Origin of the sequence: Sphingopyxis solisilvae (genome assembly GCF_015475875.1) — a bacterium.
Lineage (GTDB): Bacteria > Pseudomonadota > Alphaproteobacteria > Sphingomonadales > Sphingomonadaceae > Sphingopyxis > Sphingopyxis solisilvae.
Genome location: NZ_JADKYM010000008.1, coordinates 88969 through 105709, shown reverse-complemented (window position 1 = coordinate 105709; position 16741 = coordinate 88969). Strand labels below are relative to the sequence as shown.

The 16741-nt window shown below is 59.9% G+C and carries 12 protein-coding genes and 1 tRNA gene; 7 read left to right on the top strand and 6 right to left on the bottom strand.

Going from position 1 to position 16741, the window contains the following annotated elements; genetic code table 11:
• Nucleotides 1–2: 2 nt before the first annotated feature.
• The 3 genes from IR187_RS07850 to IR187_RS07840 all read right to left on the bottom strand — a co-directional run bounded on the left by IR187_RS07850 (nucleotide 3) and on the right by IR187_RS07840 (nucleotide 5522).
• Nucleotides 3–881, bottom strand: coding sequence for a type II secretion system protein N (locus tag IR187_RS07850; protein ID WP_194954051.1), 879 nt, complete (start codon nucleotides 879–881; stop codon nucleotides 3–5).
• Nucleotides 882–1177: 296 nt separating this feature from the next.
• Nucleotides 1178–3862 carry a TonB-dependent receptor domain-containing protein gene (locus IR187_RS07845; protein WP_194954050.1) on the bottom strand — a complete coding sequence of 895 codons (2685 nt, stop codon included), beginning with the start codon at nucleotides 3860–3862 and terminating at the stop codon, nucleotides 1178–1180.
• An 82-nt stretch (nucleotides 3863–3944) separates the two neighbouring features.
• A complete protein-coding gene (locus IR187_RS07840) occupies nucleotides 3945–5522 on the bottom strand; it encodes a hypothetical protein (protein ID WP_194954049.1) in 1578 nt (525 codons plus the stop codon).
• A 319-nt stretch (nucleotides 5523–5841) separates the two neighbouring features.
• Here IR187_RS07840 and IR187_RS07835 point away from each other — a divergent pair.
• A tRNA-Leu gene (locus tag IR187_RS07835) sits at nucleotides 5842–5928 on the top strand.
• 326 nt (nucleotides 5929–6254) lie between these two features.
• Nucleotides 6255–7466 (top strand): hypothetical protein, encoded by a 1212-nt coding sequence (locus IR187_RS07830; protein WP_194954048.1) that lies wholly within the window; start codon nucleotides 6255–6257, stop codon nucleotides 7464–7466.
• Between the two features lie 317 nt (nucleotides 7467–7783).
• Here the strand turns inward: IR187_RS07830 and IR187_RS07825 are convergent, their stop codons facing one another.
• From IR187_RS07825 to IR187_RS07815, 3 genes are all read right to left on the bottom strand, one after another.
• On the bottom strand, nucleotides 7784–8461 hold the full coding sequence (locus tag IR187_RS07825; RefSeq protein WP_194954047.1) for a hypothetical protein: 678 nt from the start codon (nucleotides 8459–8461) through the stop codon (nucleotides 7784–7786).
• Between the two features lie 151 nt (nucleotides 8462–8612).
• A complete protein-coding gene (locus IR187_RS07820; RefSeq protein ID WP_194954046.1) occupies nucleotides 8613–9578 on the bottom strand; it encodes an O-methyltransferase in 966 nt (321 codons plus the stop codon).
• On the bottom strand, nucleotides 9575–10927 hold the full coding sequence (locus IR187_RS07815) for an ATP-binding protein (RefSeq protein ID WP_194954045.1): 1353 nt from the start codon (nucleotides 10925–10927) through the stop codon (nucleotides 9575–9577). Before IR187_RS07815 ends, IR187_RS07820 begins: the two co-directional genes overlap by 4 nt.
• Before the next feature lie 284 nt (nucleotides 10928–11211).
• On the opposite strand from IR187_RS07815, the gene IR187_RS07810 reads away from it, so the two are divergent.
• The 5 genes from IR187_RS07810 (at nucleotide 11212) to IR187_RS07790 (ending at nucleotide 16593) form a co-directional block, all read left to right on the top strand.
• Complete coding sequence (locus IR187_RS07810) at nucleotides 11212–12834, top strand: ATP-binding protein (protein WP_194954044.1); 1623 nt, start codon at nucleotides 11212–11214, stop codon at nucleotides 12832–12834.
• Between the two features lie 177 nt (nucleotides 12835–13011).
• Nucleotides 13012–14118 (top strand): DNA cytosine methyltransferase, encoded by a 1107-nt coding sequence (locus IR187_RS07805; RefSeq protein WP_194954089.1) that lies wholly within the window; start codon nucleotides 13012–13014, stop codon nucleotides 14116–14118.
• 1 nt (nucleotide 14119) lies between these two features.
• Complete coding sequence (locus IR187_RS07800) at nucleotides 14120–14587, top strand: very short patch repair endonuclease (RefSeq protein ID WP_324187666.1); 468 nt, start codon at nucleotides 14120–14122, stop codon at nucleotides 14585–14587.
• Nucleotides 14584–16221, top strand: coding sequence for a hypothetical protein (locus IR187_RS07795; RefSeq protein ID WP_194954043.1), 1638 nt, complete (start codon nucleotides 14584–14586; stop codon nucleotides 16219–16221). Before IR187_RS07800 ends, IR187_RS07795 begins: the two co-directional genes overlap by 4 nt.
• A 222-nt stretch (nucleotides 16222–16443) precedes the next feature.
• On the top strand, nucleotides 16444–16593 hold the full coding sequence (locus tag IR187_RS07790; RefSeq protein WP_194954042.1) for a hypothetical protein: 150 nt from the start codon (nucleotides 16444–16446) through the stop codon (nucleotides 16591–16593).
• Nucleotides 16594–16741: the final 148 nt, after the last annotated feature.

Genomic DNA, 16741 nt, shown 5'->3' with positions numbered 1-16741 from the left:
CTCTATTTCGACAAAAAGATGGCGACGGGAACGACGCTGGCGCCGCGTTCGATTTCGAGCGAGATGCGCGCACCGGGCGCAATCTGGTTGGCAAGCGCGGCAGCATCGCCGGCCGACCCGATCGGCCGTCCGTTGATACCCCGGATCACGTCGCCGGGACGCAGCCCCGCGGCGCGGAACACCGCACCGTCGCCTTGCGGCTGGACGACCAGGCCGGTGACGCGGCCATTTTCTGTGCGCGGCGCGAACCCCACGCCCGCCTTCAGACTGTCGGGCGACAATTCGCCGCTCGCGTTGCTTCCGGCGGGCACTGCCGCAACCTCGGGCGTTGGCGCAGGCAATGCCGTTGCCGCAGCGGCCACCGCCGCTTCGCCGCTCTGGTCGAGAAACAGGCTTTCGCGCGCGCCGCCACGGTCGATCAGGACATGGTCAAAGGCCACGCCGGCTAGCTTGACCCCCGGGGCGATCTCGTCACCCACTGCGTAGCTGGTCTGCACCCCGTCCTCGCCGGCGATGATGGCCGAGCCGCTGCCGGTGGCTTCGTTGATATTGACCCCGAACAGCGTCAAACCGAGCGCGGTGACGGTGGCCGAGGCCGGCCCCTGTTCGGCGGTGCGGAAAAAGGGATCGACGCTGCCGAACAACGCGCGGCGTTCGGCGGGCGACGCGATGACCGCCTCCTGCGGCTGCCACGCCCCCAGCGGCGACAGCGGGGTCATGACGGTCCACAACAGGCGTACCGCCTGCCAGACCAGCAAGGCGCCGAGCAACGCGACAAGCAATCGCGGGCCGACATCGCGCGACGGTCCGCGCGTGACGCGCAGCCAGGCAGGCAGCCCGCGCGGCAAGCTTACGGCCGATCCGGACATCAGCGTCGCCATGAAATCGTCCTGTCCCCCGAGGCTGAAGTTGCCGTCGCGAATCGCCTAGAGGCGATTGATGACAATCAGTTGACCGGAAGATTACAGTTTTTTGACCGGCGGGCGAGTCCGGTGGTGGGCTTGGCGCACCAACGCCCTCCCCTTCAGCGGAGGGCAGCGAAACTTGCGAACTTGTTTGTTAGGCGCAGCGGGTGAGAGCCAGCGGCCTTGCGCATGGCCGCTGGCCCCACCCCACTACAACCAGGCAGCAAGCTGCCAAGTGCCCCTCCCCTGAAGGAGAGGGGCTGATTCATGCGTCAGAACTTCAGCGACGCGCTCAGCGAAAAAGTACGACCGAGCTTGTAGCGGTTGAGGAAGATGCGGTTGTCGCCCTTTTCCTGCACTTCCTGATAATTGCGTCCGGTCAGGTTGCGGGCTTCGAATTTCAGTTCGATCTCGCGGTTGAGCAGGTTCAGTCCCTGGCGCGCCACGAAATCGAGCGAAATGCCCGGTTTTTCGCGGATATCGGGCTGTCCCGACGGACCGCGGCTGGTCACGCGCGGGCTGGCATAGGTGACGAGGATCGTCTGTTGCGACAATTTGTCCTGGTCTTCGAGACCGATCTGGAAATTGACCAGATGATCGGACTGACCGGTCAGCGGCGAACCGTCGAAAAAGAAGTCGGCGGCGTTGAGCGTGACGCCGTTGACGACCGTGGTATCACCGGCCCCGACCTTGATTTCCGATTGGGTGTATGTGTAGTTTCCGATCAGAACCAGGCGACGGCTTTGCCAGAAAGCCGCATCCGACATTTTGTCGAGCGCAAAATATTTCTGCACCTCCACCTCGCCGCCGTAGAGCGTCGCCTTGGGCGCGTTGGCAAAGCTGGAGTTGGCAACCGAGTCGGTGCTGATCGAGGTAAAGGTTTCGATCGGCCGGTCGATCGACTTGTAGAAACCGGCGGCGGTGAACCGCTGGTCCTTGCCGAAATACCATTCGTAGCGGACTTCGGCATTCCACAGCTCGCTGTCGACGAGCGAGGGGTTGCCGCGAAACTGGCGGTTCGATTCGGGGTCCTGATAGATTTGCGCGATCAGCTCGCGGAACTGCGGGCGGGCGATCGTTTTCGACCCGTTGATCCGCAGCTGCATGTCGGGCGCCACTTCCCAGGTCAGGGTGATCGCGGGCAGCCAGTAATCATTGTTCAGGCTGGTTTCGACGATCGCGCTGCCGCCGGTTCCGAACAGATCGATCGGCGCGACGCTCTGCTTGCCGTCCTCGTAGCGGACGCCGGCGTTGATATTGACGCCCGAGAACAGCTCGGCCTGGATCTGGGCATAGCCGGCGTGCGTGACCAGATCGGCGCCAAAAGCAGCCGTCCCGTCCTGCGCCGAAGATTCGATCAGCGTGATATCGTAAAGCTGGATCGTCGCGTCGGAGAGCAGATAGTCGGGACGCAGCTGCTGGACGGCGATCGGCAAATTCGACCCGCGAATCTGGAACGCGCGGCGAACCGCGACGCGATGCGTATCGCTATAGGCATAGCCGATCGTCGCCGAAATGCGCGGGGCAAGTTCGTACGACAGGTCGATACCGCCCGACCACAGATCCTCGTTCAGGTCCGAAAAGGCGATATTCGCACCGCCGCGGTTGCCACCAAGGTCATTGACGAATTTGTTGCCGACCGGATCCTGCTCAAGCGGCAGGTTCGAGCGGACATAGGTGAAGCTGCGTTCATAGGGTGCCTCGCGCTGCGAATTGGCATAGCCGCCGCGCAAATCGACCTTCAGGCGGTCGAACCGAAGTTCGCCGACCAGCTGGGTGTTGATCAGCTGGCGCTCGTACCAGGCCGTATCCTGCACCAGCGTATCGCGCAGCTGGACGTTCTGGTCCTTGCCGAGGCCGAGGCGTGACTGCTTCAACGTGTCGCGAATGTACAAATTGGTCCAGCGAAACTTGTGGTCGCCAAGTTCAAGACCAAATCCGAGCAGCCCGTTCACCACGACGCGATTGTCGGTGATGACGCGCTGGAAATCGGTCTGTGGCGGTCCTTCGAGGTTGGGGTCAACCGACGTCTGCTGGGTCGCGTCACGGGTGCGCCATTTGTTGCTGATCCCGGCGGTCGCGATGACACCAAGCTGTCCGTCGGCCAACGCAATCGACGTGCCACCGGTCAGCCCCGCCGACCAGTTCACCGGAATATGGTTATTCTGTTGCAACAGGGTGGTCGGCGCATTGACCAGTTCCATCATGATCGCCTTGAGATCATTCTGGGAAAAGTCCGCTCCGTCGAGGATAGGCTTGCCGCTGGCCAGCGCCGCCTTGAGCAACGGCGGAACGTCGCGGGTGCCGTTGTCGAAGCCCGTCCAGTCGGTACGGCTGCCGTAATAGGTGTAACCGAGCTGGTTGGTCGTTTCGCTGTCCCAGCCGATGCCGCCCGAAACCGTCAGAAAGCTCTCGCGCGGGATTGCCTTGGTGGTCAGGTTGATGACACCGCCACCGAATTCGCCGGGGAAGTTCGCCGAATAGCTTTTCTGGACCAGCGTCGAATCGATGACATTCGAGGGAAAGAGGTCGAGCGGCACGACGCGCTTCAGCGGTTCGGGGCTGGGCAGCGGCGAACCGTTGAGCAGGGCGAGCGAATAGCGGTCGCCCAGGCCGCGCACATAGACGAAGCCGCCGCCGACGACCGACAGACCGGTTACACGCTGGAGCGAGCCCGAAATGTCGCCTTCGCCGGTGCGCGCGATATCGGCCGACGATAGGACCGAAACCACCTCGGGCGTCGCGCGCACAACATTGGGCGTAAAGCGACCGGTGACGACGATTTCCTGGTTTGCCCCGCCGGGAATCGAGACGTCGAAATCTTCTTCGTCCTGCGTCGAGGGCGCGGGGGGCGCGTCGACGTCGGGCGGTGTTCCGGCGTCCTGCGCAAGCGCCGCGGGGGCAACAAGCGCCGAGCTGAGGAAAAGCAGGCTGGCAAAGATCGACCGCTTGGTCATGATGGAAAAACCCCCAAACTATGCAGGAAGGGAGCGGGCCTGCCGCTGGGCGTGCCCGCTCCCCAATGTGGATCGCGAGCGATCAGGTCGTCGGGATCGCGCTGCAGTTGCCGCTGGCCGTGCCGAAGTTCGCCGTCGACGAATTGCAGGTCCAACCCTGGTACCAGGTGTCGTTGGCATCGCGGACCGCACCGACATAAGCGGTCGTGTCGAAGAACGCGTTTACCGTCTTGGCGTCGAAGGGGGTGAAGCCCGTTTCGGTCGCCCCGTTGATGAAGACGTTCGTCAGGCTGGGCACATAGTTGACGCGGTTGTTCGTGCCGCCTTCAAAGATCGCCTGAACCTGCGCATCGGTCACGCCGCTGGTGCCGCGGAACGGCTGCGAGTTGCACTGCATCGACACCGAGTGGAAACGCGGCGGGCCGACCTTGTCCAGCGCCGGGTTGGCGGCAGCGATCGTCGTCGCGCTGTTGATACCGATACAGCGGAAGCCCGGCGCCACGATCAGACCGTTCATGAAGGTATAGTCGGCACCGCCGCGGATCAGCAACGCCACACCGTTCGGACCGGCATTGTTGCGGTTGATGAAGGTGAAGTTCGAGATGGCGCCGTTCTGGCGCGGCACCGCATCTTCGTTACCGTTCGAGTCGATTTCCATCATCGAGTCGCCGATCGCGCCGCCTTCGCGGTGGACGGCGATGACATATTGGACATTGCCCTTCCAACCCACATCCGAATCGAACGCGTCATCGTCGATGCCGGTGAACACCAGATGCTTGAAATTGGTACGGCCGCCGAACACTTCGATCCCGTCGTCCGAGCTGTTGTGAATGTGGATATGGTCGATCTGGGTGCCCGATCCGGTGCCCGAGGGAGTCAGACCCTGAAGCTCGCTGTTCGCCGACAGGATGAAGCCCGAATAGCGGATCTGGACATAGGACATGCGGCCCGAGTTGTCGGCCGGCTGCGCGCCGCCGTACAGAGCGTTCGACGTGCCTTCGGTGTCGCGTTCGCACGCCACCGTGCCGGGCGCCGCGCCGGGCGCGAGGCAATCGGTGATCGGTGCGCGGCCGAGCAGGACGACGCCGCCCCACAGCTGCGAGGTCTGGTCATTGGCCGAGCCGACGACGTTGCCGCGGCCGGTGAAGATGATCGGCTGGGTCGGGGTGCCGACCGCGTCGATGCGGTTGCCGCGGTTGACCGCGAGGAAGGAAACGCCGGTGGCACCAAAGATCGTGACGCCCGGATCGATGGTCAGCGTGACCACGGTGTTGGTGCTGGCGGCACCCTGGTCCGTGCCGACATCGACACGGCCGGGGAGCGAGTAAATGACGCCCGGCACCTTGGGAATTGCGGTCGTGGCGGTGAAACGCGCGGGGAAGCCGCAATTGCGCCAAGTGCCCTGCGGACCCGTGATCGTGCCGAGGTCGGAAAGCTGGTCGGGACCGGCGATCGTGGGGCAGTTCGCGGCCGGGGTCACCGTGCTCGGCGGGGTCGGCGTCGGGGTGGGGGTCGGCGTCGGAGTGGGGGTCGGCGTCGGGGCGGGGATGACGATCACGCCCTCGCCCGGCGAAGCCACGCCGTCAGCGCCGCAAGCGGCCAGAATGGAACAGGCCACGCCGCTGAGCATGACCATACGAACGCGTGCGAAAGCCGCCATGAAAATCTCCGTTCCCGGTGTGCGCCCCCAAACCGGTCGAGCGGCGCCCCTGATGAAAAATCACCGGTGAACGAAGTTTCGCCCCCGGTGACGCCGCCACTAGGGTGATTCGATGACGGTCTGACGCCAGAGCCGTGACAGATGCGTGACTCTTTTGAGTCCGGTCGATGACAAGCGCGGCACGGCGCGCGTGGCAGGCAGCACCACGCCTTCGCACCCGCAAAAATAAATGCCGCGAAGCTTGCTTGCATCGCCCCGCAAGCTTTGCTAGGCGCCCGCTCCTACCCGGAGCCGGACCCGTTCGGCCCCATCATGATGTGCGGTCGTGGCGGAACTGGTAGACGCGCAACGTTGAGGTCGTTGTGGCCGAAAGGCCGTGGAAGTTCGAGTCTTCTCGACCGCACCAGTCAGTCCTAAGTATTTGGAAAAAATCAGTTATTTCGCGAGCCGGCCCAAAAGGGCGGGCTTCTGCGCCCATTTCGAGGCGTCATTTTCATGCCTGAGGCGAGAGACCGAGATCTCGAGCTGAACAGCACCGGGAACTTGCTCAAAGTCTCCTGCGTCAAAATTCGCGCCTCAATGGAATCAGGTGAGTTGCAGTCAGTACATCTTTCGAGATGCTGACCCGAGGATTGCGCGTCGGGTTGCCGGCGACTGACATATCCGTGCAACGAAGATAGCTCACCGCCGCCCGAAAAGCGAGCGATACCAATCTGCAATGCGGAGCCAATCATGCCGAGACGCTTCACACGACAAGAGTTCTACGACCTCGTCTGGTCGAAGCCGATCACGCACATCGCGAAGGATTTCGGGCTGTCCGACGTGGCGATCCACAAGATCTGCAAGAAGCACGGCATTCCAAATCCGCCATTGGGTTACTGGGCCAAGAAGGCCAACGGTAAGCCTGTCACGCAAACGCCTCTGCCTCCGTCCGAGAAGGGTCTGCACGATGCCATTGTAATCACCGAAGGGAATAGCTTGTCCGAGCCCGACAGCTTTCGCGCAGCAAGGGAACAAGCGAGGATCAACGCAAGCTCGATGATCGAGGACGAGCCTGCTGTACCCCATCCCGTCGTAGAGCGAACCATCGCAGCACTCGAGAAAGCCAAGCCAGATGAAAAGGGACTGGTGCGCTCAACCAAGGCGAGCTACGCCAATGTAGCGGTAAGCCCTGCATCGATTACGAGGTTGAAGCTTGCGCTCGATCGTCTGTTCGCCGCTGCTGCCGTGCAGGGATTTCAGGTGGTCAAATCCGAAGAGGGCACGGTGTTTTCCGGCCATGATGTTCAGATTGCATTCGGCATCCACGAGACCGTGAAGCGCGTAAAACACGAGCTGACCCCGGCTGAACTCGAGGAAGAAGAGCGGCACAAGAAGAAGCTGCGACCCAACGACTGGTTCTCAGCCGATTACTTCCGCCGACGATTCCCTGAATGGGACTACATACCGACCGGCCAACTCGCCGTTGAGCTGGACGACATATATTTCTCAGGCGCTGCACCCCGACGCAATTTCCGTGACGGTAAAACCCAGAAGGTCGAGGCTATGTCCGAGGACATCGCTGTCGGTCTCGCGGTCTTTGCTGCTGCGAAGAAGGAGAAGGCCCGGCGGGACAAGGAGTGGGCCGAGCAACTGGAGATTGAACGGCAACGACGCCAGGAAGCTGAGCGACGGGAGCATATTGCGAAGCGGCGCAACGAAGAAATGACGGACGTTTTGGCAGATGTCGAAAAGGCTACTCGACTTCAGCAGCTCGTAACGAACCTGAAGACCGATATGCCGTCCGACGAACATCCACGGACGGCCGAGTTCGTTGCCTGGGCAGAGAAATACATCGAAACGTTGTCCGAGAACCTGTCGTCGGCACGGCTCGATGAGCGGTTTGCGGGAAAGCGCCTGTTCGGCCCGGACGACGATTACAACTTCTACCCGAACCGCTGGTAAGCCCCAAGATCAATCAAATCATTGAAACAAAGCCACAAAAACCCATGCAACTTCTTGGGGTCAAAATCGGAGAAAAGTTCGTAACACTGCGTGCGCACCATACAGTCCTTCGAGACTATGTATTTCAGTAAGGCGAGAGAGCTGAGCCCCAAAGCGGCGCGGTTCCGCGCGACTTGCGGAGTGCGTTTCAACCGATTGAGGCGAGAGCACTTCTTCTCTGTCAAGAAACCCTCCCAAAATACGTCGCAGTCTCCAGTCACAAAAAGCCCGCCTCAATGGACGGGTCGCTTGCATCGCGGGGTGCATCATATTCTGGCCTAGCTGAAGCGGAGAAGATGCTCCTGCAGCGACCAGCAGGACGGAAGGTCGACGGTCATGAGCCGCTTTCGGCTCAAGCTGGGCGGATGGGTGCCACGCATCACTCCGTCGACGATGCGCGGTGACAGCCAGCTGAGCTTGAGAAGCTGCGTCATCTGCTTCCGGCACCGCCCTTCCTTCTCAGCAAGTTTGTGAAGCGCAAGTTCAGGCGACGCCATGACGAGCGCCCTTGTTTCTATCGCTTCCGAGATCAGCTCGACAAGCTTCTCGTCACGCTCAATCTTTTGATTATCACCTGCGGAGATCAAGAGCTTGGCCTCGCGAAATGGCTTCCGCGGCGGCGATGCAAGTGTGAGATCCCAATCGGCTACGTCGATCCCATCACCGATCAGCACGTCTGCGGCGACGTTGACGGCAACGTCTGCCGAATTGATCTGAACCCTCTTTACCAACGAACGAACTGCGGCTTCGCGGCTGGACGGCTCCTCGAGTTCCTGAAGGAGCCGGTCGGCATTGGCGAACAACGAATTCAAGCGCGCGCCTTCCGTGATGCACGATATGCGCCGGAGCTGATGCTGATCGCCGAGCAGAGCAGTCAGATGCCCGACGATATCGGGCTCGGTCTGTAGCATGTTTAGTGCGAGGCGAACGTCAGCGAGCACCGTGCGTGCAGCCAAGGTCGTTTAAGAATCCCTTTTCAAAGACTTCGGACCAGGCAGAGCAGACGGAACCGCGCCGCCCGTCTCTACCGGAATTGCTAACGGGGCGGTTCAGATAACACGGATGCTCAACCAACCGCGATAGCGGGGACGGAATTCACTATGGTGCCTAACTCTCCAGTACAGCATAGCTAGGTAGATAACGGTAAAGGCGCTCGAAGTTTGCGGCTTGTGCATTCGGTATAGTCCCCGTCTCTAAGGCTGCGGTACTCTTGAGCGGCAATTGCGCTTCGAGCAGTTTGAACTCTTTTGGCGTGATTAGTGGAACCTCGATTTTGAATGCGGCTTTTTCTGCTGAGGCGAACGGCAGGTTTTCGAAGCCGCATTGTTCAAACGTCGCTCGATCCTCCTCCTTCAAAAACATGCCCACGATCGTCGTCATCAAAACACCATCGGCGTACTCGAACGAGCAAACCGTCTCGAATCTCCAATCTTCCGTGGCTTTCCGATTTCGCGCTATCAAAGCCGTCTCAATTTCCCCGCGCAGCATGTCCCGGCTGACCTTTGCGAAGGGACGACCATATAAGTCTTCCTCCTCGATCACGGCCGGAACTCTCGCTCTGTTGAAGGCCGTTCGGAAGCGATCAAGGGCCGAGAGACCCGTGCCGTCGGCATCGTCTTCGGCTTGGTCTGCTTGTCGAGCGCGTTGCGCACGCACTGTCACCGCCAGCAGCGTGCCCGATTGTGCTTTGGCACTCACCGTGCGCAGATCGAGTAACATGTTTGCATCGATCGCGTCATCGTAGTCGAGCCAAAGGAAGGCTCGTTTGGTCAGGTCCAGACGGGTGAGCACTTTTTCGGATCGGCCCAACTCCAAGTCGATTCTGAAGGGCGCGTTGTCTTTGATGCGGTCGAATGCCTTCGCTTTGCATTCGATCGAAATCATATCTCGCACGCCGAGCGCGCGATGGAAAAGTACGAAATCCGCGAACCAGACCGAACCAAATCCGATGTACGTATAGGTTTCCGGCGGTGCAAACGGTGCGACTCGACGGAAGACGTCTCGCAGCATCCGGCGCTCGGCATACTTCGCAGGGCGAAGAGAGTAATCAATTTTGTCGAAGCTGCCGGTCATTCGCCACGCGCCTTCCGCAGCGCGTTATCGAACGTGCGCTCGCCGACCGCCTTGGCTGACCCGACGCCCAAAATTCCTTTTAGCTCGGCGACATCGTCCAAGGGTCTTGAGTATTGAATTTTCGTATAGGGCACCACGTCCGGAAGTTCCTCAATGGAGGGGACTTCGAATTCGGCGGCCATCGGTAAAGACTCGTATTTGACGAGCGGCGTACCAGTCAGCGCTTGCAGGAGGGGGCTGCGATCCCGCCCGTGCTCCTCGATATCTGCGTCGAGCTCGTTGAGGAAGTCGATGACAGGCCGCATCAGTTCGATCATTTTTTCGCGAGCAGCCCGCCAGATTGCGCTGTCAGCGTCGATATCTGTCTTAGTCGTATTCCACGGCACGCGCTGCGACGAATCGGATTCGAAGATCGCCATTCCTCTAAATCGGGCGAATTGGCCGTGATATTTTGGTAGCGACAACTCTTCGGTTATCTCGCCCCAGCCAGTGGCATTTCGCGTATCTGCCTCCAATACGACGCGGCCGTTGCAGATTACGTACCAGCCTGCTTCGCGAGGCGCCGATGTCCCAACGCCAGCGACAAGCTTTATCCGCACCTCAGGCTCGCTGCCCTCTTCTTCGAACTTATCGGAAAAGATGCCCGGGCGGACCTGCTGGCCAGAATATAAGGTCAGATCGAGCGGTTGAACACGAGTGCCGTTGACCGTGACGTCCAGCCCTTTTGAGATGAAGCTACGGTGCTTTGATTTGATTAATGCGATGATCTGGTTTTCGAAATATTTCGAGCCGAACGTGTTGCCAACGGAGGGATGCAGAGGCGACACCTCTATCTCTGTGCCGGGCTTGGCCTGCGAAACTTCGCCTTGAGGGGAGAAGGGCGCCCAGTCGAACGTCCATCCCGGGGCCCTCTCCCAATTCTCAACGTTGACGTCGATGCCCCACGAATCGTCAGTCGTTGCCGAATAGACTTTGAAGCGCTGGCCAAACTTAAAAAGCGCTCGCTTCATTCCCACGCCGAATTGCCCGATCGCGCCTGCGGTACGTTGCGCCTGAACTTCGGGGGTGTCGAAATCGCGGCCGAAGCGAAATGCGTAATCGCGCGCGGCGCGTTTGTCGAAACCGCCGCAGTTGTCGTCGATCCGGAAAGTTTCTTTACTTAGTGTGATCTGGACGGCGTAGCCGTCAAGGGGAAGGGCTCCTTCCTTCGGAGAGCGGCGCGCTCCATCGACGCTGTTATCGACCAAATCGAGCACCGCCTGCTCAAGTGCGATATCCTTTGTAAACATCTCGACGAAGAAGCGCTTGGTCGGCTCCGCCGTGATGCGATCATCCGAGCCACTGGTCATGTCGATCTCCCCCATGCTGGACGTTAGCAATAGCTAGCGCACATTCTACAAAATGTTACAGTCTTGTCGGCCAGTTTTGTTCGTTGCTACCATGGCCGCGAGTATCAGGACGGGTTTACGCTCTCGAGCGCGTCGCCATCTGAGCAGAGTGATTGGGGGAAAAGCGCGACGTGTCCGCGGTAGGAGAAAGTTCCATCAGCGTTTCTTCCGTTCCGATCCATTTCGGGGCCGAGCCGGCTTATTTGATTAGCGGGCTCTCGTCCGACGTATCGACGATGGAGTGTATGTACGACTTGGTCGACAACTCTATCGATGCCGCTAGAAACGAACTCCTGAAGCGAAGCGCTCCTGCGGTCGATGATCGAGGTTTGCCTTCCTCCTATGCGGGCTTCCACATCGACATCGAACTAACCGGGACGTTCGTTCTGGTACGAGACGATTGCTCGGGCATGGAGCGGGAAGATCTTTCACATCGGGCGTTTCGCACGGGCGCGAAGTCGCAGCATCCGTACGGCATCGGGCATTTCGGGGTCGGGCTGAAGAGGGCGATCTTCAAGCTTGGTACGACCGTCTCGCTTGAAACGGACAACGGCGTCGACAACTTCGATTTCGAATTTACCGAACAGGGCGTTCTGGCGGCGGGCGATGAGCCGTTGGTCGCCGAACGAAGGCCGTCGTCCGGGAAGAAGGGCAATGCGCTGCGTATCGGAGGGCTGCGATCAGATGTGGCTGTCGATTTCGGTTCCAGCCTCTGGGTGGAGCGTTTGGCCCACGGTTTGCGGATCCGATACGGTATCTTCACTCGAAAGGGGCTCGCGATTAGCCTGAATGGTGAGCGCATCCCCATGTTTGGCCCGGCTGTGCGCGACCAAGACGTCGGACCCGTCAAGTACGCGAAGCAAATCATGCGCACGGAGAAAGGCGTCCGCATCTTTGCAGAAGCGGGGCTACACGAAGATTACCGCATCAAGGAACTGGAGGCTGATTACAACAAGAACCGTCACGTTGAGATTTCAAAGGAGCAGGGATGGTATGTAGTCTGCAACGACCGCATCATCCTTATATCCGATCGGTCAACTCGAACGGGTTGGACGACTGGTTGGCACCAGGAATATGCGGGTTTTTTGGGGTGGGTGCACTACGTGGCGGCGGACCCGGAACTGCTGCCGTGGGACAGCAAAAAGTCCGGGATAAACGAATCCAGCGAAGCGCATCGCGAGTCGGTAGCTTGGCTTAAGGCGATAGCCGACGACTTCAGAGCTCAAAAAAACAAGCTGCGTGATAGAGGCGGCCGGCGCCGCGGCGATCACCGACCCGACGCCGATTCGACGCCAACATCGTCGACGACGCGGCGCCAACCCGATGCGACCCCGGTGAGGCAGATTCCTACCGCTTCGCTCCCTCGCACAGCCGTTCTCACCCATACCGAAACGCATTCTACCCTCTTCCACGCCTGCGAGATCAAGACCACGTCGCCAAAGGTCAGGTCTCTCGCCGACGAGGCGGCAAGGTTGGAGATCAAAGACTTTCCTTACGGTGCAGCGCTGCTCCTGCGAGCTTTCTTTGAGATCGTCCTGATCGACTATTTGAAAAGGCTGGGGCGTTACGGGGAGGTCAAGCAATCGGTTTTTGACAAGCAGGCGGATCAGGGGCGCGGCTTTACGGACGCGCAAAAAAAGAACTTCGTGCCCACGTTGGACAATATTCTCGAGTGGGTACTGAAAAACGAGGAGGCGTTTCCGGAGCACGAACGACGAACCTGTCGCCGCGGGTGCGAAAACTTCAAAGGGCACGTGAAGCGCATCAACGGGATCGTCCATGAGGATGGCGTGCTGACGGGCGCTAACCAGGTCGTAGAGTTTCGGAATGATGTGCTGCCAACGTTGCGCATCCTCCTAGAGCATTGAACGAGCGACGTCGGGCTCTGTGTTCAAACGCGACCGCCTCCGTCCGGGCGGCAACCGGCGTGCCCCTTGCACCGCTTGCGAACATTCTACCGAGCCGGTGCGAAAGGGGATTCTCGAAAGCGCTTTGTTTTGCTAGACCCACGCGCGCGAGGGGAAAACGATGCGCGCTTTTTCAATATGAGATTGGTTGAATTGTTCTGCGGAACCGGCGGATTTTCTCGCGGAGCGCACCTAGCCGGTTTCGACGTGGCGGCAGCATTCGACATCGACGAGATTTTGAGTTCGTCATACACGTCGAATTTTCCTAACACTAAGCTTGTTCGTTACGACGTCTCGAAACTGACGGCGGAGAGGCTCGAACGTGAAGCCGGCGGACCCGTCGACGGAATTTTTGGAGGCCCTCCTTGTCAGGGCTTCAGTGATATCGGACGGCGCGACATCACCGACGTCCGTCGCAAGTTGCTGTGGCACTTCTTCCGGTTAGTCCGCGAAGTGCAACCGACCTTCTTCATCATGGAAAACGTTCGAGGACTTCTCTATCCTGAAAACGTCGGCGAGCTCGAAGCGGCGATCGAGCTGGTCTCTGACATCTACGATGTCCGCGATCCGCAGGTGTGGGATTCGAGCCAGTTTGGTGCCGCCACCAAGAGACACCGACTCTTCGTGGTCGGGATGCACAAAGATCGAGCCGATCCGGTTACTCCGGAGGACATCGCGGTCTGGAAGCGGCCGGCGGCAACGGTACGCCACGCGCTCGCCGATCTCCAATCGGCTTCCTTCTTGGAGAACGACGAAGATGGCTTCGATTGGTGGCGCATAGAAAAGCGCGGCAGGCCCTGCGATTATGCCATGCCTCTTCGCGTTCGCGACCCTAAGCTCGTAGGTCGTTTCACCGGCAATCGCATAACCGCGCACACGCCAAAGGTGATTGAGCGGTTCTCGGACGTGCCCCAAGGCGGCATGGAGAAGGTGGGACGCCATCCGAGACTGTCTTGGACCGGCCAATGCCCAACGCTTCGAGCCGGAACCGGCGTTGATCGGGGGTCCTATCAGTCGGTGAGACCCATCCATCCGGAGGAGAATCGGGTGATAACCGTTCGGGAGGGTGCACGGCTCCAGGGTTTTCCCGATTGCCACAAATTTCACCCCACCGTGTGGCACAGCTTCCGAATGATCGGAAACAGCGTGTCGCCCATAATGGCGCAGGCGGTGTTCCGCGCAGTTTCGGCGAAGCTTGAAGGTGTAGCTACTCGCGACGAAGCGCCGGCCATCGCGGCGGAGTAGGCTGCTGGTAGATAGGCTCACTCCCGAGCGCCGCTCGTGGCTGATGTCGCGGGTAGGTTCGAAAAATACGTCGCCGGAAATGAGGGTGCGGCGTCTGGCCCACTCGATGGGCCTTCGCTTTCGGCTTCATCGGAAGGATTTGCCCGGAAATCCCGACTTGGCATTTCCGAAGTACGGGGCCGTCCTCTTCGTGCATGGCTGCTTTTGGCATCGCCATCCCGGCTGTAGGAAGGCTTCGACGCCGAAATCCCGGACGGAGTTCTGGGACGCGAAATTCGTATCTAACGTGAAACGCGACCGACGCAACGAAGACGCTCTACGTGCGCAGGGCTGGCGCGTTTTCACGATCTGGGAATGCGAAGCGAAATCGGATGAAGAAATTCACGCCGTCTTGTCGCAGATTCCGCTCAGCGATCGCAAAGAGGTCGCGAAGCGCGAAGCGCGGATAAAGAAGCGCCGGTCCACATGAAGACCGCCGAACAACGCCTGATTGCTCAACGCGATCGCTATGTTGCGGCAGTTACGGGGAACTGGCGCGGCTACGAACGGGAATTGCTGATCGCGCTCGTTCGGGCGCTCGATTTCGCCGCGTATATCCACTGCATCGCGAAGGTTGCCCAAGACGGTGAGCCCGGCATGAGAATGCGCGGCGCCGCAACGGCTCTGCGCCCTCTTCTCCAGGCGGTTGCAGATATGCCGGGGGCGATTCCCTGGGCTCCCAGTCCGCTCCCGTACGAACCCGCCTTCGACAACCACCTTGCTACCTGCGGACGCTTTGCGGCATCGATCCGCTTGGCGGCCATGGAGCGTTATGGCTTGGCCGAGACCAAGGTCGTCGGCGACAGAATCCTGATCGAAGTAGCACCCGACGTCGGGGAACGGATCGAGGTCGAGGCGGGCCACGCGGCCAACGCGCGAGCCCGCGAGGCTCTCCTAAAGCGGCATCCGCATCTAGCCGTCAGAAATCCTGAAATTCGGCGGCGGCTTGAGCGATATGGCAAGGTCGTCGACGGCTGGTTCATCGGCTACGATAACGACCAGGTTCTCGTCGATCATTATAGGGCGCACGCGCGCATCGAGGCCGCAGGGACGGTCGAAGCCGAAGCGCTGCCGCTGACGGCCCCGATAGGCGGTCGTCTTTTCGGCGACTGGAGCGAGGCCTCAACCGTCGCCTATGGGGCCGTGCTTCACCACATCGACGCCGCCGGCTGCCTGTGCGAACGCATGCCGAAGCTGAATCCGCGCGACCTGCTCACGATCTTCGCGCGACGGGAGGATATCGTCGACGTCTTGATGGAGCGCGGAGACGATCACGCTGGCGCGCAGCAGTTGATGGAGGGGTTAACACTGGATGCCGAAGGTGCCGCGTGGAGCGAAGGTCGGCACGAGATCCCGCTTCCCTACTATATCGACGCCGGCAAGCATTTTGTCCTCTTGCCGACGTTCGGCGGCCTGATGAATTCGCATGCTGGTCTTCTCGACCATCTTCGTCGAAAGTACCGTGCCGACTGGGACAAGATCGTCGATGGCCGGGAGGACGTCTTTCGCGAGGACCTGCGACGCCTCTTACCGGAGCCCCGGTACAAGGTTCTCGAAAAGGGCCTTAAGCTTCGCCGTAAGGACAAGTCGATCCTAACCGATGCGGACGCAGTCGTCCTCGATCACCACACTGGCGTCGTGATATTCGTTCAGATGAAGTGGTACGATGTCCATGGGTTCTCCTTGGCCGAGCGCGATAGTCGCCGTGAGAATCTACTGACGAAAGGAAACGAGTGGGTCGATAAGGTCCATGGTTGGATCGACGGGCGTACCTGCGCGCAGATCGCCCAAATTTACAACTGGGGCGTTGCCGCCGACGTCTCGCCCGAAATCTTAGTGATGGCCCGTCATTCCACCCGCTTCGCAGGTGAGACGCGATACGATCCTCGCGCTAATTGGACCACTTGGCACGCCCTTACCGAAGAGATGCACGATCCAGCTTGTGAGGGGTTTGTTGCCGGGATTGTCCGGAGTCAAAATCGCAAGCCAAAGCGACAAGATTTCAGCGGAACCACGACCTTCGAACTTCCGGGCATGGTGGTTGAAGTTCGCACTCGTGACTAGGCCTAGAGTTTAGCGATTCATAGAAGGGCAATGATTGCATGCGCATATTGCTCCGGCATAGCTGCGGTCGCCTTATCGTTTGAAATCAACAGATAATTCGGCCCGAACGGCAGTAGGATATCTTCAGCTTCGGCGGCCACATCCGATTACATCGGCAGGCTCCCGCCCCCTTGCCAGTACGTTCGCTCCGGTCGATACTAGCGCGCGACGATGGAGGTGAAGATGGGTGACGACATTCGGGAACGGCTTTGCGGCTGTGGGGCGAGCATGAGCCGGAATGACGATGGCGATTGGGAATGCGACAATTACGACGGTTGCGATGCCGGAGCTGATCTTGCCGATCGATTTGTGGAAGACGATGACGGAGCGTGAATGCGATTTGGGAACCATGGCCTTTTCTTGACCAGAACTGGACGTGGATATTCGCCGTTCGATAACCAGAAGCGGTCAGTCTCCTACCGGCCCCTTGCAACGGCAAGAAGTGGGGCCGGCCGGGTGGCCGGCCCCACTTCGGAGCAGG